This window comes from Stenotrophomonas sp. GD03958 (genome assembly GCF_029839005.1).
Classification (GTDB): domain Bacteria; phylum Pseudomonadota; class Gammaproteobacteria; order Xanthomonadales; family Xanthomonadaceae; genus Stenotrophomonas; species Stenotrophomonas hibiscicola.
This window is the reverse complement of sequence record NZ_JAOBZT010000024.1, coordinates 1-25,039: the sequence shown is the minus strand read 5'-3', so window position 1 is coordinate 25,039 and position 25,039 is coordinate 1. Positions and strand designations below refer to the sequence as shown.

The 25,039-nt window shown below is 65.5% G+C and carries 20 protein-coding genes and 11 tRNA genes; 7 read left to right on the top strand and 24 right to left on the bottom strand.

What is annotated here, in order from left to right:
- Positions 1-5: 5 nt before the first annotated feature.
- Positions 6-770 carry a hydroxyacylglutathione hydrolase gene (gloB, locus tag N5C25_RS09525; RefSeq protein WP_021204521.1) on the top strand — a complete coding sequence of 255 codons (765 nt, stop codon included), beginning with the start codon at positions 6-8 and terminating at the stop codon, positions 768-770.
- Entirely contained in the window at positions 767-1,966 is a 1,200-nt protein-coding gene (locus N5C25_RS09520) for a lytic transglycosylase domain-containing protein (RefSeq protein WP_058980316.1), read from the top strand. The genes gloB and N5C25_RS09520 overlap by 4 nt, the downstream gene beginning before the upstream one ends.
- 207 nt (positions 1,967-2,173) lie before the next feature.
- On the opposite strand, the gene N5C25_RS09515 is transcribed toward N5C25_RS09520, so the two are convergent.
- From N5C25_RS09515 to N5C25_RS09430, 18 genes are all read right to left on the bottom strand, one after another.
- Entirely contained in the window at positions 2,174-4,129 is a 1,956-nt protein-coding gene (locus N5C25_RS09515; protein WP_279936854.1) for a peptidyl-prolyl cis-trans isomerase, read from the bottom strand.
- Between the two features lie 147 nt (positions 4,130-4,276).
- Positions 4,277-4,353 (bottom strand) — tRNA-Asp (locus N5C25_RS09510).
- Positions 4,354-4,458: 105 nt separating this feature from the next.
- A tRNA-Asp gene (locus N5C25_RS09505) sits at positions 4,459-4,535 on the bottom strand.
- A gap of 87 nt (positions 4,536-4,622) precedes the next feature.
- Positions 4,623-4,699: transfer RNA gene (locus N5C25_RS09500), tRNA-Asp, on the bottom strand.
- An 83-nt stretch (positions 4,700-4,782) separates the two neighbouring features.
- A tRNA-Asp gene (locus tag N5C25_RS09495) sits at positions 4,783-4,859 on the bottom strand.
- A 25-nt stretch (positions 4,860-4,884) separates the two neighbouring features.
- A tRNA-Val gene (locus N5C25_RS09490) sits at positions 4,885-4,959 on the bottom strand.
- Between the two features lie 11 nt (positions 4,960-4,970).
- The gene (locus N5C25_RS09485; RefSeq protein WP_005408270.1) at positions 4,971-5,243 is read right to left on the bottom strand and encodes an HU family DNA-binding protein; all 273 of its coding nucleotides are present in this window, start codon (positions 5,241-5,243) and stop codon (positions 4,971-4,973) included.
- A 217-nt stretch (positions 5,244-5,460) separates the two neighbouring features.
- Positions 5,461-7,911 carry an endopeptidase La gene (lon, locus tag N5C25_RS09480; RefSeq protein ID WP_058980318.1) on the bottom strand — a complete coding sequence of 817 codons (2,451 nt, stop codon included), beginning with the start codon at positions 7,909-7,911 and terminating at the stop codon, positions 5,461-5,463.
- Positions 7,912-8,054: 143 nt separating this feature from the next.
- Positions 8,055-9,344, bottom strand: coding sequence for an ATP-dependent Clp protease ATP-binding subunit ClpX (gene clpX, locus N5C25_RS09475; RefSeq protein ID WP_279936853.1), 1,290 nt, complete (start codon positions 9,342-9,344; stop codon positions 8,055-8,057).
- A gap of 126 nt (positions 9,345-9,470) precedes the next feature.
- Positions 9,471-10,097 carry an ATP-dependent Clp endopeptidase proteolytic subunit ClpP gene (gene clpP / locus N5C25_RS09470; RefSeq protein ID WP_019659528.1) on the bottom strand — a complete coding sequence of 209 codons (627 nt, stop codon included), beginning with the start codon at positions 10,095-10,097 and terminating at the stop codon, positions 9,471-9,473.
- Positions 10,098-10,171: 74 nt separating this feature from the next.
- Positions 10,172-11,467: a trigger factor gene (tig, locus tag N5C25_RS09465; protein WP_019659529.1), complete on the bottom strand. Its 1,296-nt coding sequence runs from the start codon at positions 11,465-11,467 to the stop codon at positions 10,172-10,174.
- Between the two features lie 188 nt (positions 11,468-11,655).
- Positions 11,656-11,740, bottom strand: a tRNA-Leu gene (locus N5C25_RS09460).
- Between the two features lie 134 nt (positions 11,741-11,874).
- Entirely contained in the window at positions 11,875-12,243 is a 369-nt protein-coding gene (locus N5C25_RS09455; RefSeq protein ID WP_279936852.1) for a hypothetical protein, read from the bottom strand.
- A 248-nt stretch (positions 12,244-12,491) separates the two neighbouring features.
- Positions 12,492-12,567, bottom strand: a tRNA-Lys gene (locus N5C25_RS09450).
- A 196-nt stretch (positions 12,568-12,763) separates the two neighbouring features.
- Positions 12,764-12,839: transfer RNA gene (locus N5C25_RS09445), tRNA-Lys, on the bottom strand.
- Positions 12,840-12,918: 79 nt separating this feature from the next.
- Positions 12,919-12,995, bottom strand: a tRNA-His gene (locus N5C25_RS09440).
- Positions 12,996-13,168: 173 nt separating this feature from the next.
- Positions 13,169-13,245: transfer RNA gene (locus N5C25_RS09435), tRNA-Arg, on the bottom strand.
- Positions 13,246-13,284: 39 nt separating this feature from the next.
- A tRNA-Pro gene (locus N5C25_RS09430) sits at positions 13,285-13,361 on the bottom strand.
- 181 nt (positions 13,362-13,542) lie between these two features.
- Here N5C25_RS09430 and N5C25_RS09425 point away from each other — a divergent pair.
- Positions 13,543-14,301 (top strand): Bax inhibitor-1/YccA family protein, encoded by a 759-nt coding sequence (locus N5C25_RS09425; RefSeq protein WP_021202979.1) that lies wholly within the window; start codon positions 13,543-13,545, stop codon positions 14,299-14,301.
- 78 nt (positions 14,302-14,379) lie between these two features.
- Here N5C25_RS09425 and N5C25_RS09420 read toward each other — a convergent pair whose 3' ends face one another.
- The 6 genes from N5C25_RS09420 to grxC all read right to left on the bottom strand — a co-directional run bounded on the left by N5C25_RS09420 (position 14,380) and on the right by grxC (position 18,756).
- On the bottom strand, positions 14,380-15,288 hold the full coding sequence (locus N5C25_RS09420) for a LysR family transcriptional regulator (protein WP_279936851.1): 909 nt from the start codon (positions 15,286-15,288) through the stop codon (positions 14,380-14,382).
- Positions 15,289-15,341: 53 nt separating this feature from the next.
- On the bottom strand, positions 15,342-16,085 hold the full coding sequence (locus N5C25_RS09415) for a cysteine hydrolase (protein ID WP_171952406.1): 744 nt from the start codon (positions 16,083-16,085) through the stop codon (positions 15,342-15,344).
- Positions 16,086-16,208: 123 nt separating this feature from the next.
- Positions 16,209-16,619 (bottom strand): hypothetical protein, encoded by a 411-nt coding sequence (locus N5C25_RS09410; protein WP_279936850.1) that lies wholly within the window; start codon positions 16,617-16,619, stop codon positions 16,209-16,211.
- Between the two features lie 133 nt (positions 16,620-16,752).
- Complete coding sequence (locus N5C25_RS09405) at positions 16,753-17,757, bottom strand: isocitrate dehydrogenase (RefSeq protein WP_058980324.1); 1,005 nt, start codon at positions 17,755-17,757, stop codon at positions 16,753-16,755.
- A gap of 319 nt (positions 17,758-18,076) precedes the next feature.
- Positions 18,077-18,469: a carboxymuconolactone decarboxylase family protein gene (locus tag N5C25_RS09400; RefSeq protein WP_005408260.1), complete on the bottom strand. Its 393-nt coding sequence runs from the start codon at positions 18,467-18,469 to the stop codon at positions 18,077-18,079.
- On the bottom strand, positions 18,466-18,756 hold the full coding sequence (grxC, locus tag N5C25_RS09395; protein WP_019659535.1) for a glutaredoxin 3: 291 nt from the start codon (positions 18,754-18,756) through the stop codon (positions 18,466-18,468). Before grxC ends, N5C25_RS09400 begins: the two co-directional genes overlap by 4 nt.
- An 88-nt stretch (positions 18,757-18,844) precedes the next feature.
- On the opposite strand from grxC, the gene N5C25_RS09390 reads away from it, so the two are divergent.
- The 4 genes from N5C25_RS09390 (at position 18,845) to ppk1 (ending at position 24,882) form a co-directional block, all read left to right on the top strand.
- Positions 18,845-20,545 (top strand): M48 family metalloprotease, encoded by a 1,701-nt coding sequence (locus tag N5C25_RS09390; RefSeq protein ID WP_251103210.1) that lies wholly within the window; start codon positions 18,845-18,847, stop codon positions 20,543-20,545.
- 117 nt (positions 20,546-20,662) lie between these two features.
- On the top strand, positions 20,663-21,352 hold the full coding sequence (gene phoB / locus N5C25_RS09385; RefSeq protein WP_005408258.1) for a phosphate regulon transcriptional regulator PhoB: 690 nt from the start codon (positions 20,663-20,665) through the stop codon (positions 21,350-21,352).
- Positions 21,353-21,458: 106 nt separating this feature from the next.
- Positions 21,459-22,790 (top strand): phosphate regulon sensor histidine kinase PhoR, encoded by a 1,332-nt coding sequence (phoR, locus tag N5C25_RS09380; RefSeq protein ID WP_019659537.1) that lies wholly within the window; start codon positions 21,459-21,461, stop codon positions 22,788-22,790.
- 4 nt (positions 22,791-22,794) lie between these two features.
- Positions 22,795-24,882, top strand: a complete 2,088-nt coding sequence (gene ppk1, locus N5C25_RS09375) for a polyphosphate kinase 1 (protein ID WP_262214585.1) — start codon at positions 22,795-22,797, stop codon at positions 24,880-24,882.
- Positions 24,883-25,039: the final 157 nt, after the last annotated feature.

Here is a 25,039-nt window from a genome sequence, read left to right as displayed (position 1 = left end):
ATTCTATGCGACTGACTGCCCTGCCCGCATTTGCGGACAACTACATCTGGACGTTGATCGACGACGATGGCGCCGCCGTGGTCATCGATCCCGGCGATGCCGCGCCGGTGCTTGCGGTGGCCGATCAGGGCCTGCGCGTGGACACGATCCTGCTCACCCATCATCACGATGACCACATCGGTGGCGTGCCCGCGCTGCAGGCGCGTTTTCCCGGCGTCCGGGTGATCGCGCCGGTCGAGGAGCGCATTCCCACTGCGACCCACCGCGTCGGCGAAGGTGAACGCGTTCAGGCACTGGGCCGGACGTTCCACGTACTATCCGTGCCCGGGCATACCCGCAGCCACATCGCGTTTCACACTGCTGAACATCTTTTCAGCGGAGATTCGTTGTTCAGCCTGGGCTGTGGACGCCTGTTCGAAGGTACGCCGTCCCAGCTGCTGGCGTCGATGCGCAAGCTGGGTGCCCTGCCCGCGCAACTGCTGCTTTGTTGCGCTCATGAGTACACCGTGTCAAATGCCGTCTTCGCGCGGCATGTCGACCCCGCCAACGCTGCCCTGTGGCAGCGCCAAGAGGAGGCTTTGGCCATGCGCCGCGATGACCGTTCCACCCTGCCGGTAACCCTGGCCAGCGAATTCGACTGCAATCCCTTCCTGCGTGTGCACGCGGCGCCGATCCGTGCGTCGGTGGCGGCGCACCTGGGCCGTGACGTCGTGGACGACGTCGACGTGATGGCCGGTCTCCGGCACTGGAAAGACGGCTTCCGCGCATGATGCGCCGAAGTCTGCCGCTGGCCCTGGGTCTTGCGCTGGGGCTGGCAGGAACCGCAGGCGCACAGTCGCTGGGCGCAGGCATCAGCCAGAACCTGACCGCTGCCGCTGCGCTGCCGCTGGATCCATCGGCGCTGCCGGCCGCTTCGGTACGCAACGGCCAGGAGATCTTCACAAGCTTCCGCGACGGCCTGGCCGAGCCCAGCTGCGATGCCGAGGCCACCAGCCCGCGCTGGCAGAAGCAGTTCGCCCATGCTCCCTCACGCCTGGCCAACCAGGACGACGATGCGCTGGTGCTGTTCGGCTACGTGGTCGAAGAGCTGCGCAAGGCCAACCTGCCCACCGAATTCGCACTGATTCCGTTCGTGGAAAGTGGCTATCGGCCCAATGCACGCAATGGCAGCGGTCCGACGGGCCTGTGGCAGTTCATCGCCACCACCGCGCGCAACCATCGGGTGCCCATGTCCAACGGCTACGACGGCCGCCTGTCGGCGGTCGATTCCACCCAGGCCGCGGTACGTTACCTGAAGACCCTGCACGGCATGTTCGGCGGCGACTGGCGCCTGGCCACCATGGCCTACAACGCCGGCGAGTACCGGGTCCTGCAGTCCATGCGCAAGGCCGGCATGAACGCGCAGAACGCCAAGCCATCGGCGCTGCCCGGCCTGTCACCGGTCACCCATGCCTATGTCGAGAAGCTGCATGCCCTGGCCTGCGTGCTGGAGGACGTGGAAGACCAGCCCGGCGTGATGGCCTCGCTGGACCGCACCGTGCCGGTGCTGAAGGACCACACCCTGCCGGCCGGCACCAGCATCCAGCAGTGGGCCGCACAACGCGCCCTGGACCCTGCCAGGATCGCCCGCCTCAACCCGGCCCTGGCCGCGGGCAACCGTGCCTCGGGAACCACCCGGGTGCTGGCCCCGGTCTCGGCCACCAATGCGACGGTGACGGAAACCGCGACCACGCTGGTGGCCAGCACCGCACCGGCTGCCACGACCACACCGACGCCGCAGGCGGCCAAGACCGTCGCCACGATTGCCGATCGCCCGCGCAGCCGCCGCCACACCGTGCGCGATGGCGAGTCGGCATGGACCATCGCCCGTCGCTATGGCATGCCGGTGAAGGCGCTGCTGTCACTGAACGGCCTGAGTGGCAGCAGCGTGCTGAAGCCGGGCGCGGTGCTGCGCGTCGAGGACTGACGCGCCAGCCAGGCCCTCCTGTAGAGCCGAGCCCATGCTCGGCTTCTTCATGCCTGCGCGCAGCAGATGCAGTCGAACACGGCTCGACTCTACAAAAGGCGGTCGAGCAAGCTCGACCACTGCCAAAGCGCAAGCGCGACACAAACGACGCGAAGACAAAAAAGGCCCGGCAATGCCGGGCCTTCTTCGATCTGCTCGCCGCGAGGCTTACAGGTTCGCTTCGGTGGTCTGGATCATGAACTTCTTGCGCATCGCATCCACGTAGGCCTTGGCTGCGGCCATGCCATCGATCTGGCTCAGCTGCTCCTTGAGCTGCTTCTGCTGCTCGGCGGTCACTTCCTTGATGTCGCCCGGGTTGACCTTGTTCACTGCAAACAGCAGCGCGTGACCGTTGACGTCGACCTTGCCGTAGCTCGGCTTGCCTTCGGCCGGCACAGGCGCGCTGAAGATGGCGCGGTTGATTTCCGGGGTCGGCACCGGCTGGCTGCGCGGCAGGCCCGGCATCGGGCTCAGCTGCAGCTTCTCGCTTGCGGCCAGCGACTGCAGGGTGGCGCCCGCCTTCAGCTTGGCCAGGATGGCATCGGCCGCCTTGTCGCTGGCCTGGCGCTGGCGGTCAGCGCGGATCGCGGCGATCACCTGCTCGCGGGCCTTGTCCAGAGGCAGGGCCTGTTCCGGGGTATGGGCGGCCACTCGGATGACCACACTGTGGTTGGTCGTGCCGCCCAGCGCAATCGGGTCGCTGGCAGTGCCGTCCTGCACCAGCACTTCAGAGAAGGCGGCACGCAGCACGGCCGGGTCAGCGGCGATGCCACTGGCGGTTGCGCGGGTGATCGGCCCCAGGGTCTGCAGCGGCAGGTTGACTTCCTTGGCCGCAGCGGCCAGATCGCTCGGGCTCTTGTTGATGGCATCCACCAGACGACCGGCCAGCTCGTTGAAGCCGCGTTCGCCGTCGGCCTTCAGCTGCTCGGCGGCCAGCGTGTCACGTACTTCCTCAAACGACTTGCCTTCCCCGCCACGCACCGCGGCGACCTTGATGATGTGGTAGCCGAAGTCGGTCTTGACCGGGCCGATCACGTCACCGGCCTTGGCAGCGAACAGTGCGTCTTCGAACGGCTTGACCATCGCACCGCGCTCGACCCAGCCCAGGTCACCGCCCTGGTCCTTGGAGCCCGGATCTTCCGAATTGGCCTTGGCCAGCGCAGCGAAGTCGGCACCGGCCGCCTTGGCTTCGGCAGCGATCTTGTTCGCCTTGGCTTCGGCGCCGTCACCGGTGATCAGGATGTGCGAGGCCTGGCGCTGCTCCGGCGAGGTGAACTTCGCCTTTTCTTCTTCATAGCGCTTGCGCAGGGTCGCTTCATCGGCCGGAGTCGGTGCCGGCAGGTTCGCACCGTTGATCTCGACGTATTCCAGCGAGACGCTCTCGGCCTGGCGGAAATCCTTGCCGTGGCTGTCGTACCACTGCTTGATCTGCGCGTCAGTCACCGGCGCGGTGTCAGCCGGTACTTCCGGCAACGCGGCCAGTTCGACGTCGCGGGTTTCACCCAGCAGCTTCAGCAGGCGCTCGGTTTCGGCCTGGGTGACAAAGCCCGAATTCTGCAGGCCCGACGGGATCACCGACTGCTGCAGGCTCTCGCGCACCAGTTCCTGGAATTGGGTCGGGGTACGCGGCGGATTGCCACCGGCCAGGGCCAGGCGATAGTTGTTTTCGTTGAACTTGCCGTTCGAATCGAGGAAGGCCGGGATGGTGGCGATGTACTCGCGCACCGCACCATCGCCAATGACAACGCCGGCTTGTTCACCGACCAGGCGCACGACCTGCTCATCGATCAGCTGGTCGAGCACGGCCAGCTTGTTTTCGGTGCTCTCGAAAGCGCGCGGGTCGAAGTTCTCGCCCTGCTGCTGGCGCTCACGCATGCGCTCCTGCTCGAAACGGGTGCGGAAATCCTGCGCGCTGATCTCATGGTGCTGCCACAGCATGCGCACCGGCCACCACGACGGTGCCGAACGCCACCAGGTCGGCGGGGCGGAAACCTTGGCCACGTTCTGAGCGCCAACGCCACCGAGGTAGCTGTTGTCGATCACGAACAGGAACGGAATCATCAGCAGCCCCAGGATCACGGTGACGATCCAGCCTGAGGTCTTGTCGCGGAGTTTCTGCAGCATGGTGAGGAATCACAAGGCCTGATTGGCGAGCCCGGCAGTGTAACCCGCTTCGCCGCAGGGACCAAAAGCAGCGGCGGCGCGGCCTGCGCATCACTTTGCGACGGCCTAAAGAAAAAGCCCCCGGCTTGCGCCGAGGGCTTTTAGAGTTGGCGGAGCGGACGGGACTCGAACCCGCGACCTCCGGCGTGACAGGCCAGCATTCTAACCAGCTGAACTACCGCTCCGCGCTGAAACTTTGCAGGCGCCCAGTATATCCGAAGACTCCCTGGAAACCCAGCCCGATGAACACTTTTTTCAAAGTTTTTTCACAGGGATTTAAGACTCTGCAATGGCGGAGCGGACGGGACTCGAACCCGCGACCTCCGGCGTGACAGGCCAGCATTCTAACCAGCTGAACTACCGCTCCATTCTTGCAAGAACCTATTCGCCTTCTTCCCGAACCTTCCGGGGAGAAGACAAGGCCCCCAGCTTTAGGCCGGGGGCCTTGATGTAGTGGCGGAGCGGACGGGACTCGAACCCGCGACCTCCGGCGTGACAGGCCAGCATTCTAACCAGCTGAACTACCGCTCCGCATTGTTGCTTTTTTGTTTTCCCATCGGCCTGGACCTGGGAGAAAACAAAGCCTCCAGCTTTTGGCCGGAGGCCTCGTTGAATGGCGGAGCGGACGGGACTCGAACCCGCGACCTCCGGCGTGACAGGCCAGCATTCTAACCAGCTGAACTACCGCTCCACACTCAAACGTTACCGCGGTGCTGTGGTGGGTGCTGAGGGTTTCGAACCCCCGACCCTCTCCGTGTAAAGGAGACGCTCTACCGCTGAGCTAAGCACCCCAGCGAGCCGCTTAGTTTACAGCATCCTTCAGAGCCTTGCCAGCCTTGAACGACGGATTCTTCGAAGCAGCGATCTTGATGGTGTCGCCGGTCTTCGGGTTGCGGCCGGTGCGGGCAGCACGGTCGCGGACCTGGAAGGTACCGAAGCCAACCAGGGTGACCGCATCGCCGTCCTTCAGCGCCTTGGTGATGGCAGCAACGACGGCATCGACAGCGCGGCTGGACTCGGCCTTGGTCAGGTCCGCAGCTTCAGCAACGGCATCGATCAATTCGGTCTTGTTCATTCTCTACAACTCCTTTGGCGGTGGGTTCCGCTTATTCGACAGGGAAGCAACCGCACGCCTTCTGCATGCGGCCGCCATGTGGAAACGGTTCGCCGATTCAGTCATCGCTGACAGCGATCACTCATTCGCGAGTGCTGCTTTTATACCAGTGGCCCTACCCCCACGCAAGCTGGAAAGCCAGCAACGACGCGGGTTTCGGGCCATTGGACGGTGCGCGTCAATGCTTGACGCGCGCACTTCCACTCGGTTTGGCCTTGCTGCGCACCGTGACACGCTGCGCACTCTTGCGTGCCTTCTTCGGTGCCAACGGGCGCTCCAACGCCAGGTCCAGCACTTCCTCGATGTACTTCACCGGCACGATCTGCAGATCGCGGGTAACGTTTGCCGGAATGTCTGCAAGGTCCTTGCGGTTCTCTTCCGGAATGATGACCGTGCGGATGCCGCCCCGCAATGCGGCCAGCAGCTTTTCCTTCAAGCCGCCGATGGCGGTGACACGGCCACGCAGGGTGATCTCACCGGTCATCGCCACGTCGGCACGCACCGGCACCTTGGTCAGCATCGATACCAGCGAGGTGACCATCGCCGCGCCGGCACTCGGGCCGTCCTTCGGCGTAGCGCCATCGGGCACATGCAGGTGCACGTCGTGCTTCTGCAGGAAGTCGCTGTCGATGCCGAAGCCGACGGCGCGCGAACGCACCACCGACAGCGCCGCTGAAGCCGATTCCTTCATCACGTTGCCGAGCTGGCCGGTCAGGATCAGCTGGCCCTTGCCCGGCACCAGTGTCGATTCGATCTGCAGCAGATCGCCACCGACCTCGGTCCAGGCCAGGCCGGTGACCAGGCCGATCTCGTTCTCTTCCTCGGCACGGCCGAAGTCGAAGCGACGCACGCCCAGGTACTTGTCCAGGTTCTTGCTGGACACATTGACCAGCGCCTTGGGCTTCTTCGCGCCCTTCTTCGCCTTCACCGGCTGCGGGCCGGCCAGCGCGATCTCCTTCACCACCTTGCGGCAGATCTTGGCGATCTCGCGTTCCAGGTTGCGCACGCCCGATTCGCGCGTGTAGTAGCGCACGATGTCCTGGATGGCGTCACTGCCGATCTCCAGTTCTTCCGGCTGCAGGCCGTTGGCCTTGACCTGCTTGGGCACCAGGTAACGGGTGGCGATGTTGAGCTTCTCGTCCTCGGTGTAGCCGGGGATGCGGATCACTTCCATGCGATCCAGCAGCGGGCCGGGAATGTTGAGCGAGTTCGAGGTGGCCACGAACATCACTTCGGACAGGTCCAGGTCCACTTCCAGGTAGTGGTCGTTGAACGCGTTGTTCTGCTCCGGGTCGAGCACCTCCAGCAGCGCCGACGACGGATCGCCACGGAAGTCCATCGACATCTTGTCGATCTCGTCCAGCACGAACAGCGGGTTCTTGCTGCCAACCTTGTTGAGGTTCTGCACGATTCGGCCCGGCATCGAACCGACGTAGGTACGGCGGTGGCCACGGATCTCGGCCTCGTCACGCACGCCGCCCAGCGACATGCGCACGAACTTGCGGTTGGTGGCCTTGGCGATGGACTGGCCCAGCGAGGTCTTGCCCACGCCCGGCGGCCCGACCAGGCACAGGATGGGGCCCTTCATCTGCTTCACGCGCGACTGCACCGCCAGGTATTCAAGGATGCGCTCCTTGACCTTCTCCAGGCCGTAGTGATCGGCATCGAGGGTGTCCTGCGCCACCTTCAGGTCCTTGCGCACCTTGCTGCGCTTCTTCCACGGCACGCCCAGCAGCCACTCCAGGTAGTTGCGCACGACGGCGGCTTCAGCCGACATCGGCGACATCTGCTTGAGCTTGTTCAGTTCATTGCGCGCCTTGGCTTCAACCGCCTTCGGCATGCCGGCCTCGGCAATCTTGCGGGCCAGTTCTTCCAGCTCGCCCGGCGCGTCGTCCAGGTCACCCAGTTCCTTCTGGATGGCCTTCATCTGTTCGTTGAGGTAGTACTCGCGCTGGCTCTTCTCCATCTGCGACTTCACGCGGCCGCGGATGCGCTTCTCCATCTGCTGCACGTCGATCTCGCCGTCGACCAGGCCGACCAGCATCTCCAGGCGGTCACCGACGGCCAGCGTTTCCAGCAGGCGCTGCTTGTCGGCCAGGCGCACGCTGATGTGCGCGGCGATGGTGTCGGCCAGGCGTGCCGGCTCATCGATGCCCGACAGCGTCTGCAGCAGTTCCGGCGGCAGCTTGCGGTTGGTCTTCACGTACTGCTCGAACAGCGACATCAACGAGCGGGCGATGGCCTCGACCTCGCGCGCCTCGCGCTCGTCGGTGGCATCGATTTCCACTGCCTGCCCGTGCAGCGAGCCGTTGCGCTCGTCAACATGGGTGACCTGCACGCGCGACAGGCCTTCGACCAGCACCTTGATGGTGCCGTCGGGCAGCTTCAGCAGCTGCAGCACCTGCGCCAGCGTGCCGACCTGGTAGAGGTCGGCCGCATGCGGGTCGTCGGTCTCGGCCGACTTCTGCGCCAGCAGCAGGATGCGCTTGTCTGCCTCCATTGCCTGTTCGAGCGCGTGCATGGACTTGTCACGGCCGACGAACAGCGGGATGACCATGTGCGGGAACACCACTACGTCGCGCAGCGGCAGGACCGGCAGGTCGAGGGTTTCACTTGGGGAACGGGCCATGGGGGCTCCAGGGAAGGGGGAAAACCGCCTCCGGGAGGGCATCTTCCGGAGACAAAAAAAGCCGATGGCCCCGTTATGGGGCCATCGGCTTTCAGATGCAAGGCATTCCTTGAAAATCCTTTCCAATCAACAACCTGGAAGGATCACTCGGCGCCTGCGGCCTTCTGTTCAGGGGCCGCCGGGGTCTGGTAGATCAGGTACGGCTCGGACTTGTGCTCGATCACCGATTCGTCCACCACCACCTTGCTGACGTTCTCCTGCGACGGCAGGTCATACATGGTGTCCAGCAGGACCGATTCGACGATCGTGCGCAGGCCGCGGGCGCCGGTCTTGCGCTTGAGCGCCTTCCTGGCGATGGCCGACAGCGCGTCCGGACGGAACTCCAGCTCCACGTTTTCCATCTCGAACAGCTTCTTGAACTGCTTGGTGATGGCGTTCTTCGGCTCGGTGAGGATCTTGATCAGGGCCGGCTCATCCAGCTCTTCCAGGGTCGCGACCACCGGCAGGCGGCCGACGAACTCGGGGATCAGGCCGAACTTGATCAGGTCTTCCGGCTCGACCTCAGCCAGCACCTTGCCCACTTCCTGCTTGCGCTCGCTGCTCTTCACCTTGGCACCGAAGCCGATGCTGCCGATGTCGGTGGAACGGGCCTGGATGACCTTGTCCAGCCCGGCGAACGCACCGCCGCAGATGAACAGGATGTTCTTGGTGTCCACCTGCAGGAATTCCTGCTGCGGATGCTTGCGGCCGCCCTGCGGCGGGACGCTGGCCACGGTGCCTTCGATCAGCTTCAGCAGGGCCTGCTGCACGCCTTCGCCGGATACATCGCGGGTGATCGACGGGTTCTCGCTCTTGCGCGAGATCTTGTCGATTTCATCGATGTAGACGATGCCCTGCTGCGCCTTCTCGACATCGTAGTCGCACTTCTGCAGCAGCTTCTGGATGATGTTCTCCACGTCCTCGCCCACGTAACCGGCTTCGGTCAGCGTGGTGGCGTCGGCCATGGTGAACGGCACGTTGAGCAGGCGGGCCAGGGTTTCGGCCAGCAGCGTCTTGCCCGAACCGGTCGGGCCGACCAGCAGGATGTTCGACTTCGCCAGTTCGACGTCGTCGTTCTTCTGCCGGCTCTCGATGCGCTTGTAGTGGTTGTAGACGGCCACGGCCAGGGTGCGCTTGGCGCGGTTCTGACCGATCACGTACTGGTCGAGGACCTCGAGGATCTCGCGCGGCTTGGGCAGCGAACTGCGTGCCGACTGCGCCTTCTCCTCAAGCTCCTCACGGATGATGTCGTTGCACAGCTCCACGCACTCATCGCAGATGAATACGCTCGGACCCGCAATCAGCTTGCGCACTTCATGCTGGCTCTTGCCGCAGAAAGAGCAGTAGAGGATCTTGCCGGTGTCCGTGGAACGACCTTGGCGGTCTTCGGTCATGCTTCGCTTACCCAGTTACCCCACCCGCTGAACGGGGGTTCGATTCGAGAATAGCACAGGGCCGAGGGGACACCAGTCCCGCCCGACCCTGCAGGAACGGGGCCTCCATGGCCCCGTGAAGGCCGGTCAACCGGCCTGGATCGACTCATCCGGACGACGCTCCAGGACCTGGTCGACCAGACCGTAGGCCTGCGCCTCGAAGGCGCTCTTGAAGTTGTCGCGCTCGGTGTCGCGGGCGATCGTCTCCAGCGACTGGCCGGTGTGCTTGGCCAGGATCTCGTTCAGGCGCGAACGCAGGGTCAGGATCTCTCGCGCATGGATGTCGATGTCGGTGGCCTGCCCCTGGTAGCCACCCAGCGGCTGGTGAATCATCACGCGCGAGTTCGGCAGCGCGTAGCGCTTGCCGGCTTCGCCCGCGGCCAGCAGCAGGGCGCCCATGGAGGCGGCCTGGCCGATGCAGGTGGTGCTCACATTCGGCTTGATGTACTGCATGGTGTCGTAGATCGCCATGCCGGCGGTGACCACGCCACCCGGCGAGTTGATGTAGATGTTGATGTCCTTTTCCGGGTTTTCCGATTCCAGGAACAGCAACTGCGCCACCACCACGTTGGCCATGTGATCGTCGATCGGGCCCACGAGGAAGATCAGACGCTCCTTCAACAGGCGCGAATAGATGTCGTAGGCACGCTCGCCGCGGCTGGTCTGCTCGACCACCATCGGAACCAGGTTCAGGGCTTTGGTTCGGTTGTCCATTACGTGAGGTACCTATCTTGGGGGGCAACAACCCCGCGCCGGCAAAGGCGCGGGGCATCCGGTGATCCGCGGACTTACTGGCGGATCGCGTCCTGGAACGAGAGCTTCTCTTCGGTGTGCTGGGCACGCTCGGCGATCCAGTCGATCACCTGCTCTTCCATCACACGGTTCTGCAGGCCAGACATCAGCTGGGGGTCGTTGCGGTACATCTCAATGACCTGCTCCGGCTCTTCGTAGGTCGAAGCGATCAGACGCATCGTTTCGTTCAGGCGCTTGGCTTCCAGGCGCAGGTCGTTGATGCGGGCCACTTCACCGACCAGCAGGCCGACCAGCACGCGCTTGGCGGCAGCGTCCTTGAAGCCTTCGTGGGCATCGGCCGGGATCTCGCCGACGTTCTGGCCGTTGCGGCGCAGCTGCTCGACCTGCTGGGCCAGCATGGCGCGGGCTTCGTTCTCGACCAGGCGCGGCGGCATTTCGACCGACGAGTAGGCCGCGATCAGCTGCTCGCCGACTTCACGGCGCAGGCGGTTCATCAGCGCGCCCTTCAGCTCACGCTCCAGGTTGGCGCGGATGTCGCTGCGGAACTGCGCGACGTCGCCACCCTTCACGCCGAAGCTCTTGATGAAGGCTTCGTCGACCGCCGGCACGACCGGCTCGGACACTTCGGCAACCTTGACGGTGACCTGCACGGTCTTGCCGGCCAGCACCGGCACGCGCCAATCAGCCGGGAACTCGACGTCCAGGGTCTTCTCTTCGCCCTTGGCCAGGCCGACCAGGCCCTTTTCGATGGTGTCGAACATCATGCCCTGGCCGAGAACGATCGAGCCCTTCTCGGTACCCTCGGCCGGCAGGCGCTCTTCGCCGGCCTGCGACCAGGTTTCCACCGCGACCAGGTCGCCTTCCTGTGCACCACGGCTGACCGGGGCCCAGGTACGACGCTGGTTCTGCAGGTTCTCGATCATCTGGTCGATGTCGGCTTCGGTGATCTCGGCGGTGTGACGCACGACGGTCAGCTTGCTGACGTCGATGTCGCCGAAGTCCGGCACCACTTCCACGGTGGCCACGAAGGAGAATTCACCCTCGTCGCCCTTGTCGATTCGCGGGCTGCCGACGACGCGCAGGTCGTGCTCGCGCACGGCCGCGTCGAAGGTTTCGCGCAGCAGGCCGTCCAGCGCCTCGCCACGGACCTGCGCGCCGAAGCGCTGCTCGATCACCTTGGCCGGCACCTTGCCCGGACGGAACCCCTTGATGCGGGTGGTACGGGCGATTTCGCCCAAGCGGCCGGCGATGTGGCTCTGCAGACGCTCTTCCGGCAGCGAGAAGCTCAGGCGGCGTTCCAGGTTGCCGGTGGATTCGATCGAAGCTTGCATGTTGACTCCTGCCACCGGTGGCCCACGCCCCCGGCTCGATGATTGGGATGAAACGGTTGTAAGGACGCGACGTCTGGGACGCGCCTGCTTGCCGCAGCCCTTTAGTTTCGCCCAATTCGGCCTGCACTGCCAGCGCGTGCCGGTCAAGGGGCGCAGATGGCCCGATCAGGGCGGGGACAGGCCGGCACTGGTGCGAAAGGGGGGACTCGAACCCCCACGCCTTGCGGCACTGGAACCTAAATCCAGGGCGTCTACCAATTCCGCCACTTTCGCGTGGCCGGCTCAGGCGTTCATTGTCGCAGGCGATGGCAGGAATCGGAAGGCCTGCACAAAACTGAACATGGCGATCGCGCGGCGCGCGCGTTGGACCACCCCGGGGAGCGCAAGCTGATCCGGGGTGGCAGGGTTCACTGCTGCGGCCTGGCCTTGGCCGGCGCCGTATCGGACCCCGACTCGGCCGGAGGATCCACCTTGCGGATCTCCACGCCCTCGTCTTCGGTGCGCCGCAGTGCCGCCGACTCCGGCGTGGCCTTGCGTACGTCCACCGAACCATCCGCATTGCGCTGCACGTCCACCGCGTCGGGCAGGGCCTCCCCTTCCGCGGGCTGAGCCGGCTGCATCCGCATGGCCTCACCCACCGGGCGCGCCGGAGCGCTCTCGGTGCCAGCATCGCGTTCGACGGTCTGCGCGGGATCGTTGGCCGGCGTGCAGGCCGCCAGTGCCAGCAACGCGAAGGGAACCCACAGCGTGCGGTGCAATCGATTGATATCAGCCATCAACATCTTCCTTCGTGCATGCGCCACTGGCGCGGAAGATCCATTGGGTGCGATACAGGACGCGACGCGGTGAGAAGCAGCGCACAGCATTGAAAACACTGATGACGCGTATGCCCCTGATTTCAGCATCGCTTCAGTAGATCCACGCCATTCATGGATGACGTGCGACCGGGCGTGCAGGCATCCGCACGCTCAACCCGGCGCGCAGACAAGAAAAAAGCCACTTGGCGAACCAAGTGGCTTTCGTCTGGTGGGCTGTCAAGGATTCGAACCTTGGACCTATTGATTAAGAGTCAACTGCTCTACCAACTGAGCTAACAGCCCGAAATCGGGGCGCGAATTATGACCCGATCCGCTCGGTGGGTGCAAGCACTTTTTTCAACGCCGTTGAAACCAGCACTGCGATCCCGCTGCCGTTGCAGATCCGCGCCGAGCGGGGCCTGCAACGCGTGATCCATCCAAATGAAGGAGTCACACTTATAAGAAAAAAGCCACCTGGCGTACCAGATGGCTTCTGTCTTGGTGGGCCGTCAAGGATTCGAACCTTGGACCTATTGATTAAGAGTCAACTGCTCTACCAACTGAGCTAACGGCCCGTGAAACTCAGACGCACATTGTAGCGTGCATTCTTTTTATTGCAATACCGTTTCGGCTGCGCCGGCACGGTTGAAACAGTGGGGTGGCTGAGGGGATTCGAACCCCCGACCACCGGAATCACAATCCGGTACTCTAACCAACTGAGCTACAGCCACCACTGAAACTTTCGCTCCACCGCCGATACCGCCAGCACTGGAACCTTGAAACCTTGCCTGGAGACTGTCACCGAAGTTCCGGTCCGCCGAAGCGAGTCCGATATTCTGGTGGAGTCTTTACGCTTTTGCAAGCACTTCTTCACATCGGCCGATGCGATCCCGGTACTCGCCGGTGGCGCGCCCGACAGGAATCGAACCTGTAACCGCCGGCTTAGAAGGCCGGTGCTCTATCCAGTTGAGCTACGGGCGCCCGAACCGGAACGGTGTCCAATCCGACGTGACGTGGGATTGGTCGGGGTAGAGGGATTCGAACCCCCGACATCCTGCTCCCAAAGCAGGCGCGCTACCAGACTGCGCTATACCCCGGTCTTGCAATCCCCTCGGGCCAGGCCCGGGGAGTCGTTCATTGTGGCCAAGCACATCGTGAGCTGTCAACGCAGGCGAGACCAGCCATGAAACCGCCACGGCGCGATGCGTGGTCATCGGCTATGCTCGCAGACATCGGCCGGACGGCCGTCCCGACCTTTCATTCGCACGGAGAACACGCATGCGCAGCGGCAATCCGGCTCTTTCCGAGTCGACCTTCCTCGACCTCGCCAGCGGCTCGGTGGTGACCAGCCCCGACCAGGCAATGACCCTCAACGGCACCGTCAACAAGACCGGCTTCCTGTTGCTGTTGACCGTGCTGACGGCCGCTTTCGCCTGGAACCAGACCATCGATGACTACGGCCAGGTCATGGCCGGAGCCAAGCTGTATGCCATGGGCGGCGCCATCGGCGGCCTCGTGCTGGCGTTGATCACCGTCTTCAAGAAGGAATGGTCGCCGGTCACCGCGCCGATGTACGCGCTGGTGGAAGGCCTGTTCCTCGGCGCCATCTCGGCCGTGTTCAACGCCAAGTTCCCCGGCATCGTGTTCCAGGCCGTGCTGCTGACCTTCGGCACCCTGTTCGCGCTGCTGTTCGCGTACCGCAGCGGCCTGATCAAGGCCACCGAGAACTTCAAGCTGGGCGTGATCGCGGCCACTGGCGGCATCGCCCTGCTCTACCTGGCCTCGTTCGTGCTGGGCTTCTTCAACATCAACGTGCCGGTGATCCATGACTCCGGCTGGCTGGGCATCGCCTTCAGCCTGTTCGTGGTGGTCGTGGCCGCGCTGAATCTGGTACTGGACTTCGACTTCATCGAGACCGGTGTCGCCCAGCGCGCGCCGAAGTACATGGAGTGGTATGGCGCATTCGGCCTGATGGTGACCCTGGTCTGGCTGTATGTGGAGTTCCTGCGCCTGCTGTCGAAGATCCAGCAGCGCTGAACCGGATAGAGCCATAAACGACAAAGGGCGCCTTCTGGGCGCCCTTTTCTCTTTGTTACGCATCGCTGCATTTCCCGGCTAGCCAGTCGCGCCCACCTGTGCAGCGTAGTGCGCCGCAAGGTGCTCGACCAGCGCGCGCACTTTCGGCGCCAGCGCCCGCGCATGCGGATACAGCGCGAAGTAGCGCCGCTGCCCGGCGTGCCAGGCGGGCAGCACACGGATCAAACGACCGGCGCGCAGGTCTTCCTGCACGGTCAGTGCGGTGAACAGGCTGATGCCCATGCCCGCCAGCGCGGCGGCATACAGCGCCGGCGTTGCATCCACCCGCAGGCGTTGCCCGGCCTCGATGCTCGCGCTGGCGCCGCGCGGCCCCTGCAGCTGCCAGGGCGACATCGCCGCTGCAGGACTGAACCCCAGCAGCGCGTGCTGCGCAAGGTCCGACGGCTGACGCGGCAGGCCATGACGCGCCAGGTAGGACGGTGCAGCGACCAGGATGCGCGGGCAGCTGGCCAGTTCGCGCGCGACCAGCTGGCTGTCCGGTAGCGAGGCTGCAATACGCAGCGCCAGGTCGAAGCCACCACCGACGACATCGACGAGCTGATCATCGGCCGACAGATCCAGCGCGACCTGCGGGTAGCGCTGCAGGAAGGACGGCAACCAATGCGGCAGCTCCTGGCTGGCCACCACCTGCGGCACGCTGATCCGCACCCTGCCACGGGGTTGCGCCTGCCCGGCGCGGGCACGATCGTCCGCCTCCTGCAGGCGGTCCAGCAGCATTGCCGCCTCGCGATAGTAGTCGCGCCCGGCCTCGGTCAATGACAGCCGGCGGCTGTTGCGATCGAGCAAGCGAACCTGCAGATGTTCTTCCAGCTGGCGCAACTGCCGTGACATCGCCGAGTGGGTGGTTCCCAAGCGTTCAGCGGCCGCCGTGAAACTGCCCGCGTCAACGATGGCGCGCAGCGCACGCAGGGCGGCGAAGTGATCCATCGGCTAGTGGCTCCACGTTGCGGTGCCCACGGCATGCGGGCCCCGCCAGCTTATCAAGCGCCGTCGCCAGCCTTGCGCACCGGCAACGCCAGGATCGCGTCGGTACTCATGACATCCCCGAACGCGTCTTCGATCTGCGCCAGCGAGGCGTCATGCAGCGCGCGATGGCCAATGCGCTGGCCACCGGCCAGGTCCAGGTCGCGGCTGGCGCTGGCGTCGGACGAGACGATCACCCGGTAGCCACGTGGTGCGGCCGCTGCGTCGCGCGCAGCACCGGCGACGCAGGCATGGGTCTGCAGGCCGGTGACGATAAGGGTGTCGATACCGGCATGCTTCAGCACCGTGTCGAGCACCGCGGCCGAGCTGCCAGCGAACACGCTGACGTTGTCCTTCTGCACCACGGTCTCGCCCTTGCGCGGCTGCAGGTCGCGATGGAAGTCGGCATTGACGCTGCCCAGCGCGAACAGCGGTGCGCCGGCCGGCAACACATGCTGCACGTGGATCACGCGGATGCCGTGGGCATCGGCGAACGCGACCACCCGCTTGGCCTGGCGCAGTGCGGCCACGCCATCGGGAATGACCATGCGGCCACCGGCGAAGCCCGGCGCGGCGCTGGCGTCGAAGTACTCGTTCTGGAAGTCGATCACCAACACCGCAGTCTTCGCCGCATCCAGCGAGGCCGCGACCGGCGCGCCCGCCATATGGCGGATGGTGGGATGGGCCGGCTCGGCGGCGACGACCGGAGTGGTGGCGGCCATGCCGATCAGGCTGGCCAGGCCGAAGGCGGTGAGATTCATGGAGCGACTCCTGTGCAGTGGAAAGTGGGCACAGGATGCGGAGCGAATGGCGCACCAACCAGCCACGTATCGGTACATGATCTGTGCGATTTTTGCACAGACGGCTCATGTTAGTGTCGAGCTCTACCAGGCCAGCTTGACCCCATTGAGTCGCACGATCATCGCGTGGTCACGACCCAGCACCACTTCGGCGGTATTGCTGCCCATACGCACGGCACGTGCAAGGCCCGCCGGATACTTCACTGGGACGCCGGCCAGCGTCTGCACATGCTGGGCCGGAGAGATCCTGCTCCTGATCACGAATGCCGCACAGCTGCCTTCGAGCAGATACACAGGCAATCCTGCCGGAAATTCGACCAACCGCAGGATGCGCGCCTCGCTCTCCCGCAGGCTGCGGAGGGGCACCCCATGCCTGCTCAAGCGGCGCAGCGCACGCTGGGCACGGGACCACGGCCAGTAGAAGGTGGCGTAGATCGCCACGCCGATGGCATAGACGGCAACGGCCGCCACGACCCACACGGCCGCCTCAGGCATCTGGAAACATCCTGTTGGTCAAATCCCGCGATTGAAAACGTAGACGGGCCGTACAAGGACGGCCCGTCTTCAACGCTCCGCGTCCCCGACTGGACGTCGCCCGAGGGCGATCTCCAGCCGGAATGCCAGCCGCTTACAGGCGGCTGGCGATGGCCCGGGCAAAGCTCATGGTGGTACCGGTACCGCCCAGGTCGCCGGTCAGCGAATCCTTGGCTTCCATGGTCGCCACGATGGCCTTGCGCAGGCGTTCGGCGTTTTCCGGCTGGCCAATGTGGTCCAGCATCTGCGCGGCTGCCAGCAGCAGCGCGCACGGATTGGCCTTGCCCTGGCCGGCGATGTCCGGCGCGGTGCCGTGCACGGCTTCGAAGATCGCCGCGTCCTTGCCGATGTTGGCACCCGGGGCCAGGCCCAGGCCGCCGACCAGGCCGGCGCACAGGTCGGAGATGATGTCGCCGAACAGGTTGGTGGTGACGATCACGTCGAACTGTTCCGGACGCATCACCAGCTGCATGCAGCAGTTGTCGACGATCATTTCCTGGAATTCGATGTCCGGGTACTGCGCGGCCACTTCACGGGCGACGTTCAGGAACAGGCCCGAGGTCGACTTGATGATGTTGGCCTTGTGCACGGCGGTGACCTTCTTGCGGCCGGTGCTCTTGGCCAGCTCGAAGGCGTAGCGCACGATGCGCTCGGAGCCCTTGCGGGTGATGCGGGTGCCGGAGAACGCGGTCTCGCCGTCGGCAGACACTTCCTGGCCTTCGGCCAGGTAGGCACCTTCGGTGTTCTCACGAACGGTGATCAGGTCGACGTTGTCGAAACGCGACTTGGTGTTCGGGAAGGTGTGGGCCGGACGCACGTTGGCGTACAGATCGAAATGGCGGCGCAGGCTGACGTTGATCGAGGTGAAGCCACCACCGACCGGGGTGGTCAGCGGGCTCTTCAGCGCGACCTTGTTGCGCGCGATCGATTCCAGGGTCACCGCCGGCATCAGGTCGCCGTGCTTTTCCAGGGCCACCAGGCCGGCGTCAGCGTCTTCGTACTCCAGGCCAGTCTTGAGCTGGTCGAGCACGAACAGGGTGGCGTCCATGATTTCCGGGCCAATGCCGTCGCCGCGGATGACCGTAATTTTCTGCGTCATTGATCGATGTTCCGAACAGGGGGAAAAACGCCGTCCGGACGTGCCCGGAAACGCCGGCGCAAAGGAAGTTTCACCGGCAATTATGCCTTAGCCGGGGCTGGCTACCCAAGTAGACCATGGTCCTGACCCCGGCAAAGGCATAATTGCCCGCGCATTCTTCCTCTACCCCCGCCTGTCGGCGCGCCCCTTCAACAAGAAGGGGCTCCTGGGCTGTTGGATCTTGGGGAAGGCCCCTCGCGGGTGCGGTAGTGCCGGCCGCTGGCCGGCAGCCCCGGCCATGCCGGGTTCAGGCGATGCCGGCCCGCGGCCAGCACACCCCTCAGTGCTCGTGCGCGGCTGGCGCGGCGGCGCCGCCTTCGAGCTGGTCGAGGAAGTCGACCGCGCGGCGCAGGTGCGGGATAACGATGGAACCGCCGACCACCAGGCCGACCGAGAAGGTCTCGAAGAACTCTTCGCGGGTCACCCCGGCGTCCTTGCACTGGGCCACGTGGTAGCTGATGCAGTCGTCGCAGCGCAGCACCATCGAAGCCACCAGGCCCAGCAGTTCCTTGGTCTTCACGTCCAGCGCGCCGGCCTGGTAGGTCTGCGTGTCCAGCGCGAAGAAGCGCCGCACCACCTGGTTCGGTTCGCCCAGGATGCGTTCGTTCATGCGCTTGCGGAAGTCGGTGAACTCGGCGATGCGGTCCTTGCTGCCGTCGTCGGCCGCGCTCATGCCTGACCCTGCCCGGCCAGCAGCGGCTCGAGCTTGCCTTCACGGTGCAGGGCCATCATGTCGTCGTAGCCGCCGACATGGACGTCGCCGACGAAAATCTGCGGCACGCTGGTACGGCGGGTCTTGGCCACCATCTTCTCCCGCTCGGCCGGGTCCAGGTCGATGCGGACCTCGGTCCACTGCTGGCCCTTGCTCTTCAGGAAGTTCTTGGCGGCCACGCAGTACGGGCAGACGGCGGTGGAATAGATGGTGATGGCGGGGGCACCGCCGGCGGTCTGGGCTGTCACGGGAAACTCCACGATGGATCGACGGTCTACATATGGTACCGGTGCGCTGGAATTTCCACGCCACGGCCGCAACACTGTGGATTAACGAATGGTTGCCCCCTGCCCTGCCACGCTTGGCGCGCCCCGCCCGAGGACCCCCTGCTTGCGAGCCCTGCTGCTGACTACCGCCGTCACCCTGGCCCTGGCCGTGCCGCTGGCCCAGGCCCAGGAGAAGCTGCCCGACATCGGCTCCTCGGCCGGTGAGCTGCTGACCCCGGCCCGCCAGGCCGAGTACGGCGCGATGATGCTGCGCGAGCTGCGCAACTATGGCTACCTGCTGGACGACCCGCTGGTGAACGACTGGCTGCAGACCATGGGTACCCGGCTCGGCTCCAACAGTGACCAGCCACGGCAGCCCTATACCTTCTTCGTGATGAAGGACCGGCAGATCAACGCCTTCGCCACCCTCGGCGGCTACATCGGCGTCAATGCCGGCCTGGTCCTGACCGCCGAGCGCGAGGACGAGGTGGCCGCGGTGCTGTCCCACGAAATCGCCCACGTTACCCAGCAGCACGTGCTGCGCGGGGTAGAGCGCGCCCAACGCGACCAGATCCCGATCCTGCTGGGCATGCTGGCGGCGGTGGTGGCCGCGCAGGCCAGCAACAGCACGTCATCCGGCAACGCGACCATGGCCGCGATCAGTTCCGGCATGGGCCTGATGCAGCAGCGGCAGATCAACTACACCCGTTCCAACGAGTCCGAGGCCGACCGCCTCGGCATCCGCACGCTGTCGCGCAGCGGCTACGACGTGGATGCCATGGCCGGCTTCTTCGAACGGATGGCATCGGCGATGCGCGGCAACGAAGGCGGCTACAGCGTGCCCGAGTTCCTGCGCACCCACCCGGTCAACATCACCCGCATCAGCGAGGCCAAGGCCCGCGCCGAGCAGATGAAGAAGGACACGGTGCTGCTGACCACCACGACCCCCAGCGGCGAGCGCAGGGAGCGCGTGGACCCGGCCGACCCCAGCCTGGCCGAGCCCCTGCTGCGCGGAAACAACCCGCTGCTGCCCAGCAACGTGCTGCGCATCCCGATGGGCCAGCTCAGCCGCGGCGCCAGTGGCGACTTCGACTGGGCGCGCGAGCGCCTGCGCGTGCTCAGCGCGGACTCCACGCCCGAGCTGGAACGCGAGTACGCCGATCTGGCCAAGCGCCAGAAGGACGGCCTCAACGATGCCCAGCGCTATGGCCAGGCGCTGGCGGTGATGCGCGGCGGACGCGCCGGCGCCATCCAGGCCCGGCAGACCTTGGCCGGCCTGCTGCAGGCCCGGCCGGACAACCTGTGGCTGGCACTGGCGCTGGGCGAAGCGGAGTCGCGGGCCGGCCAGGCCGCCCAGGCCAACAGCCGCTTCGAGCAGTTGCTGCGCCAGCACCCGAACAGCCGCCCGGTGGCACTGACCTATGCCGAGATCCTGAACGAACAGGGTACCCGTGAGGCCGGCCAGCGCGCGCAGGCCATGCTGCGGCCCCTGCTGTCGCAAAGCGGTAATGATCCGGTCTTCCAGCAGCGATATGCCCGCGCCAGCGAGCTGGCCGGCGACAGCGTGCGTGCCAGCGAGGCCTATGCCGAGGCGGCCTTCCTCAGCGGACGGCCGGAGCAGGCGCTGCTGCAGTTGCAGGCGCTCAAGCGCAACCCGGCACTGGATTACATCGGCCGTGCGCGGGTTGACGCGCGCATCGAATCGATCACCCCGACCGTGCTGGAGCTGCGCCGCCAGGGTGTGCAGGATCCGGACCTGGACCGGCGCTGAGCGCTGCATGACCGGCCGATGGCAGTCCCAGCCGGTTCCAGGCCGGGTAGTCACAAACATGTCATCAAACCGTAGTCTACTGGCACCACTCCAGTAACCGAGCCCTACGGTGTCCTCGTGCAGAAACGCATCCTGATCGTCGATGACGAGCCCGCGATCCGTGAAATGGTCGCCTTCGCCCTTCGCAAGGGCGATTACGAACCGGTCCACGCCGGCGATGCCCGGGAGGCCCAGACTGCGATCGCCGACCGCGTCCCCGACCTGATCCTGCTGGACTGGATGCTGCCCGGTACGAGTGGCCTGGACCTGGCCCGTCGCTGGCGCAAGGAAACGCTGACCCGCGAAGTGCCGATCATCATGCTGACCGCGCGCGGCGAAGAGAACGACCGCGTTGGCGGCCTTGAAGCCGGCGTCGACGACTATGTGGTCAAGCCGTTCTCGGCGCGCGAACTGCTGGCCCGCATCCGCGCGGTGATGCGCCGCGCCCGCGAGGACGACGAGGACGGCAGCGTGGCGGTCGGCCCGATCCGCATCGATGGCGCGGCGCATCGCGTATTCGCCAATGACCAGCCGGTGCCGATCGGCCCGACCGAATACCGCCTGCTGCACTTCTTCATGACCCACCCGGAGCGCGTCTATACCCGCGCCCAGCTGCTGGACCATGTGTGGGGCGGCAGCGTGTACGTGGAGGAGCGCACCATCGACGTGCACATCCGCCGCCTGCGCAAGACGCTGGAACCGTTCAACGCCGAGAACATGGTGCAGACCGTGCGCGGCGCCGGCTACCGTTTCTCCACTGCCACCTGAGTCTCGTCGTGCCGGCGCCACGCACCTGCGGGTGCCGGCGCCGGCAACTCTGCTATAACCCTCGGTTCACCCCAGTGAACCGCCGCACCTCAACGACGAGATCGCAATGCCCCGCCACATCCGCTCTGCCTGGTTGAAGACCCTGGCCACCGTTGCCGCGGTGCTGCTGTTCGCCGGACTGGTGGGGTGGCTCTCGGGGCATCTGTGGCTGTGCATCGCACTGGGCGCGCTGGCCACCCTGGCCTGGCACTACTGGCGGCTGCGCAGCGTGCTGCGGCGGCTGACCGCGCGCCAGCGCTGGGACACTGCCGAGGAAGGCAGCGGCGTCTGGAACGAGCTGGACCGCCTGCTGTACCGCAACCAGGTGGAAATGCGCGTACGCAAGCGCCGCCTGCTGGACATGCTGCGCAGCTACCGCGCCGCTGCCGCCGCGCTTCCCGATGCGGTGGTGGTGCTGGACCGCAACAGCCAGCGCGTGCAGTGGTTCAACGAAGCGGCTACCGCCCTGCTCGGCCTGCACCATCCCGGTGACCTTGGCGAGGCCCTGGTCGAACGCCTGCAGCCAATGCCGCTGGCGCACTGGCTGGCCGGTGGCCGCAACGCCGAGCCGATCCTGGACGTGCCCTCCCCGGTCGACCCGGCGATCCGCCTGAACCTGCGCCTGATTCCCTATTCGTCGGATTACTGGCTGCTGATCGCGCGTGACGTCAGCAAGCTGCTTCGCCTGGAACAGGTGCGCCGCGACTTCGTGGCCAATGTTTCACACGAACTGCGCACGCCGCTCACCGTGGTCCACGGCTACCTGGACATGATGGACCCGGAGGATTTCCCGGGAACCGGGCCGATGCTGGAAGAAATGCGCAAGCAGAGCCAGCGCATGGCCCAGCTGGTGGAAGACCTGCTGACGCTGTCACGCCTGGAATCGCAGGAACACAGCGAGGAAGAGACCGTGGCCATGCAGCCGATGCTGGCAACCCTGCGCCGCGAGGCCGAAGCGCACAGCCAGGGCCGCCACCAGATCAGCATCGACGATCTGGCCGGCGTTGACCTGCAGGGCTCGACCAAGGAGCTGCACAGCGCCTTCTCCAACTTGGTCACCAACGCGGTGCGCTACACCCCGGCCGGTGGCCGCATCGCGGTGGAGTTCCGCCGCGAGGGCGACGGCGCCGTGCTGGCCGTGCGCGATTCCGGCTACGGCATTCCCGCCACGCACCTGCCGCGCCTGACCGAACGCTTCTACCGGGTTTCCAGCAGCCGCTCACGCGAGAGTGGCGGTACCGGACTGGGCCTGTCGATCGTCAAGCACATCCTCGGCCTGCACCACGCACGGCTGGAGATCGAAAGCGAAGTCGGCAAGGGCTCGGTGTTCTCCTGCCATTTCGATGCCGACCACGTGCGCCCGCGCGAGTCCGCCCCCCTGACCTCCATCGAAGAATGACGCCATGAGCAGCCTCGGATCCCTCCCCCTCCCCGTGAGCCCGGACAACGATCCGTTGCGCGACTCGGCGCTGTACATCAACCGTGAGCTGTCGCAGCTGGATTTCAACTTCCGCGTGCTGGCCCAGGCGATGGACCCGCAGGTGCCGCTGCTGGAGCGCCTGCGCTTCATGTGCATCTCCTGCACCAACCTCGACGAGTTCTTCGAGATCCGCGCCGCCGCCGTGCGCCACGCGCAGGAGTTCGGCCTGCCGCCGGCACCGGACGGGATGAGCCCGCAGGCCATCCTCAGCGCCATCCATGACCGCGCCGCCGAACTGGTGGACCAACAGTACCGCTGCTGGAACGAGACGCTGCGCCCGGCGCTGATGGAGGCCGGCATCGGCGTGCTCGGCCGCCATTCCTGGACCGATCGACAGAGGCGCTGGTTGCGCGCCTATTTCCGCAACGAGATCATGCCGGTGCTGTCGCCGCTGGGCCTGGACCCGGTGCATCCGTTCCCGAAGATCCTCAACAAGTCGCTGAATATCGTGGTGGTGCTCAAAGGCACCGACGCGTTCGGCCGCGCCGGCCACCTGGCCATCGTGCGTGCGCCGCGCTCACTGCCGCGCATCATCCAGCTGCCGGAAAAGCTGGGCGGATCACAGAATTTCGTGTTCCTGTCGTCGGTGCTGTCCACCTTCGTCGATGAGCTGTTCCCGGGCATGGAAGTCCAGGGCGCCTACCAGTTCCGCGTTACCCGCAACTCCGAGCTGGTGGTGGATGAGGAGGAAGTGGAAAACCTGGCGCTGGCGCTGCGCGACGAGCTGGTGGACCGCGGCTACCGGCCGGCGGTGCGCCTGGAGATCGCCCACGACATGCCGCGTGAGATCGTGCGCACCCTGCTGCAGAATTTCGGCCTGACCGAGAACGCGGTCTACCGCATCGATGGCCCGGTCAACCTCAACCGCATCATCCAGCTGTACGACCTGATCGCGCAGCCGGACCTGAAGTACCCGCCGATGACCCCGCGCACCCTGCGCGACAGCGACGGCATCTTCGAGACAGTGACACGCCAGGACTTGCTGCTGCACCATCCGTTCGACGCCTTCACCGCGGTGCTGGACCTGATCCGGCAGGCGGCGATCGATCCGAACGTGCTGGCGATCAAGCAGACCCTGTACCGCACCGGCAAGGATTCGCTGATCGTCGATGCACTGATCCAGGCCGCGCGCAACGGCAAGGACGTGACCGTGGTGGTTGAACTGCGCGCGCGCTTCGACGAGGAAGCCAACCTGGGCCTGGCCGATCGCCTGCAGGAGGCCGGCGTGCAGGTGGTGTACGGCGTGGTCGGCTACAAGACCCACGCCAAGATGCTGCTGATCGTGCGCCGCGAAGGCCGCAAACTGCGCCGCTATGTACACCTGGGCACCGGCAACTACCACAGCGGTACCGCCCGCGCGTACACCGACATCAGCCTGATCACGGCTGACCCGGACATCGGCAACGACGTGCACCTGCTGTTCCAGCAGCTGTCCGGCCTCGCCTCGAAGATGAAGCTCAAGCGCCTGCTGCAGTCGCCCTTCACTCTGCACACCGGCATCCTCGGCCGCATCGAGCGCGAGACGCGCATCGCCGCCGCCGGCCGCCCGGCGCGGATCATCGCCAAGATGAACGCGTTGAACGAACCGCAGGTGGTGCGCGCCCTGTACGCGGCCTCGCAGGCCGGCGTGCAGATCGACCTGATCATCCGCGGCGCCTGCACCCTGCGCCCGGGTGTGCCGGGCATCTCGGACAACATCCGCGTGCGCTCGATCGTCGGCCGCTTCCTGGAACACAGCCGCGTCTACTGGTTCGGCAACGACGGCGCTCCAGAAATGTACTGCGCCAGCGCCGACTGGCTGGAGCGCAACCTGCTGCGCCGGGTCGAGACCTGCTTCCCGATCCTCGACCCGGAGCTGGCCAAGCGGGTCTATCGCGAAGTGCTGCAGAACTACCTGGACGACAATCTCAACGCCTGGGAACTGGATGCCGACGGCATCTACCACAAGCGCGCGCCGGCGCACGACGAAGCGCCGCATTCCGCGCAGATGGCATTGATGCAGGGGCTGTGACCCGGTGTGTCGACCAAGGTCGGCGCGTTTGGACTCATCCACGCATAGCGTGGATCCACCGTGTCGACCAAGGTCGACACCCACCAACAGCCGCACAGCACGCCGTCCCGGCAGATCGCAGGGAACTGTCGGAAGCGGGGTGGGTCCGGTTGCGGGG

Bases quoted from the DNA above. Each gene is read 5' to 3' on its own strand.
- gloB (WP_021204521.1), top strand. From the start codon at position 6: ATGCGACTGACTGCCCTGCCCGCATTTGCGGACAACTACATCTGGACG.
- N5C25_RS09520 (WP_058980316.1), top strand. From the start codon at position 767: ATGATGCGCCGAAGTCTGCCGCTGGCCCTGGGTCTTGCGCTGGGGCTG.
- N5C25_RS09515 (WP_279936854.1), bottom strand. From the start codon at position 4,129: ATGCTGCAGAAACTCCGCGACAAGACCTCAGGCTGGATCGTCACCGTG.
- N5C25_RS09485 (WP_005408270.1), bottom strand. From the start codon at position 5,243: ATGAACAAGACCGAATTGATCGATGCCGTTGCTGAAGCTGCGGACCTG.
- lon (WP_058980318.1), bottom strand. From the start codon at position 7,911: ATGGCCCGTTCCCCAAGTGAAACCCTCGACCTGCCGGTCCTGCCGCTG.
- clpX (WP_279936853.1), bottom strand. From the start codon at position 9,344: ATGACCGAAGACCGCCAAGGTCGTTCCACGGACACCGGCAAGATCCTC.
- clpP (WP_019659528.1), bottom strand. From the start codon at position 10,097: ATGGACAACCGAACCAAAGCCCTGAACCTGGTTCCGATGGTGGTCGAG.
- tig (WP_019659529.1), bottom strand. From the start codon at position 11,467: ATGCAAGCTTCGATCGAATCCACCGGCAACCTGGAACGCCGCCTGAGC.
- N5C25_RS09455 (WP_279936852.1), bottom strand. From the start codon at position 12,243: ATGGCTGATATCAATCGATTGCACCGCACGCTGTGGGTTCCCTTCGCG.
- N5C25_RS09425 (WP_021202979.1), top strand. From the start codon at position 13,543: ATGCGCAGCGGCAATCCGGCTCTTTCCGAGTCGACCTTCCTCGACCTC.
- N5C25_RS09420 (WP_279936851.1), bottom strand. From the start codon at position 15,288: ATGGATCACTTCGCCGCCCTGCGTGCGCTGCGCGCCATCGTTGACGCG.
- N5C25_RS09415 (WP_171952406.1), bottom strand. From the start codon at position 16,085: ATGAATCTCACCGCCTTCGGCCTGGCCAGCCTGATCGGCATGGCCGCC.
- N5C25_RS09410 (WP_279936850.1), bottom strand. From the start codon at position 16,619: ATGCCTGAGGCGGCCGTGTGGGTCGTGGCGGCCGTTGCCGTCTATGCC.
- N5C25_RS09405 (WP_058980324.1), bottom strand. From the start codon at position 17,757: ATGACGCAGAAAATTACGGTCATCCGCGGCGACGGCATTGGCCCGGAA.
- N5C25_RS09400 (WP_005408260.1), bottom strand. From the start codon at position 18,469: ATGAGCGCGGCCGACGACGGCAGCAAGGACCGCATCGCCGAGTTCACC.
- N5C25_RS09390 (WP_251103210.1), top strand. From the start codon at position 18,845: ATGGTTGCCCCCTGCCCTGCCACGCTTGGCGCGCCCCGCCCGAGGACC.
- phoR (WP_019659537.1), top strand. From the start codon at position 21,459: ATGCCCCGCCACATCCGCTCTGCCTGGTTGAAGACCCTGGCCACCGTT.
- ppk1 (WP_262214585.1), top strand. From the start codon at position 22,795: ATGAGCAGCCTCGGATCCCTCCCCCTCCCCGTGAGCCCGGACAACGAT.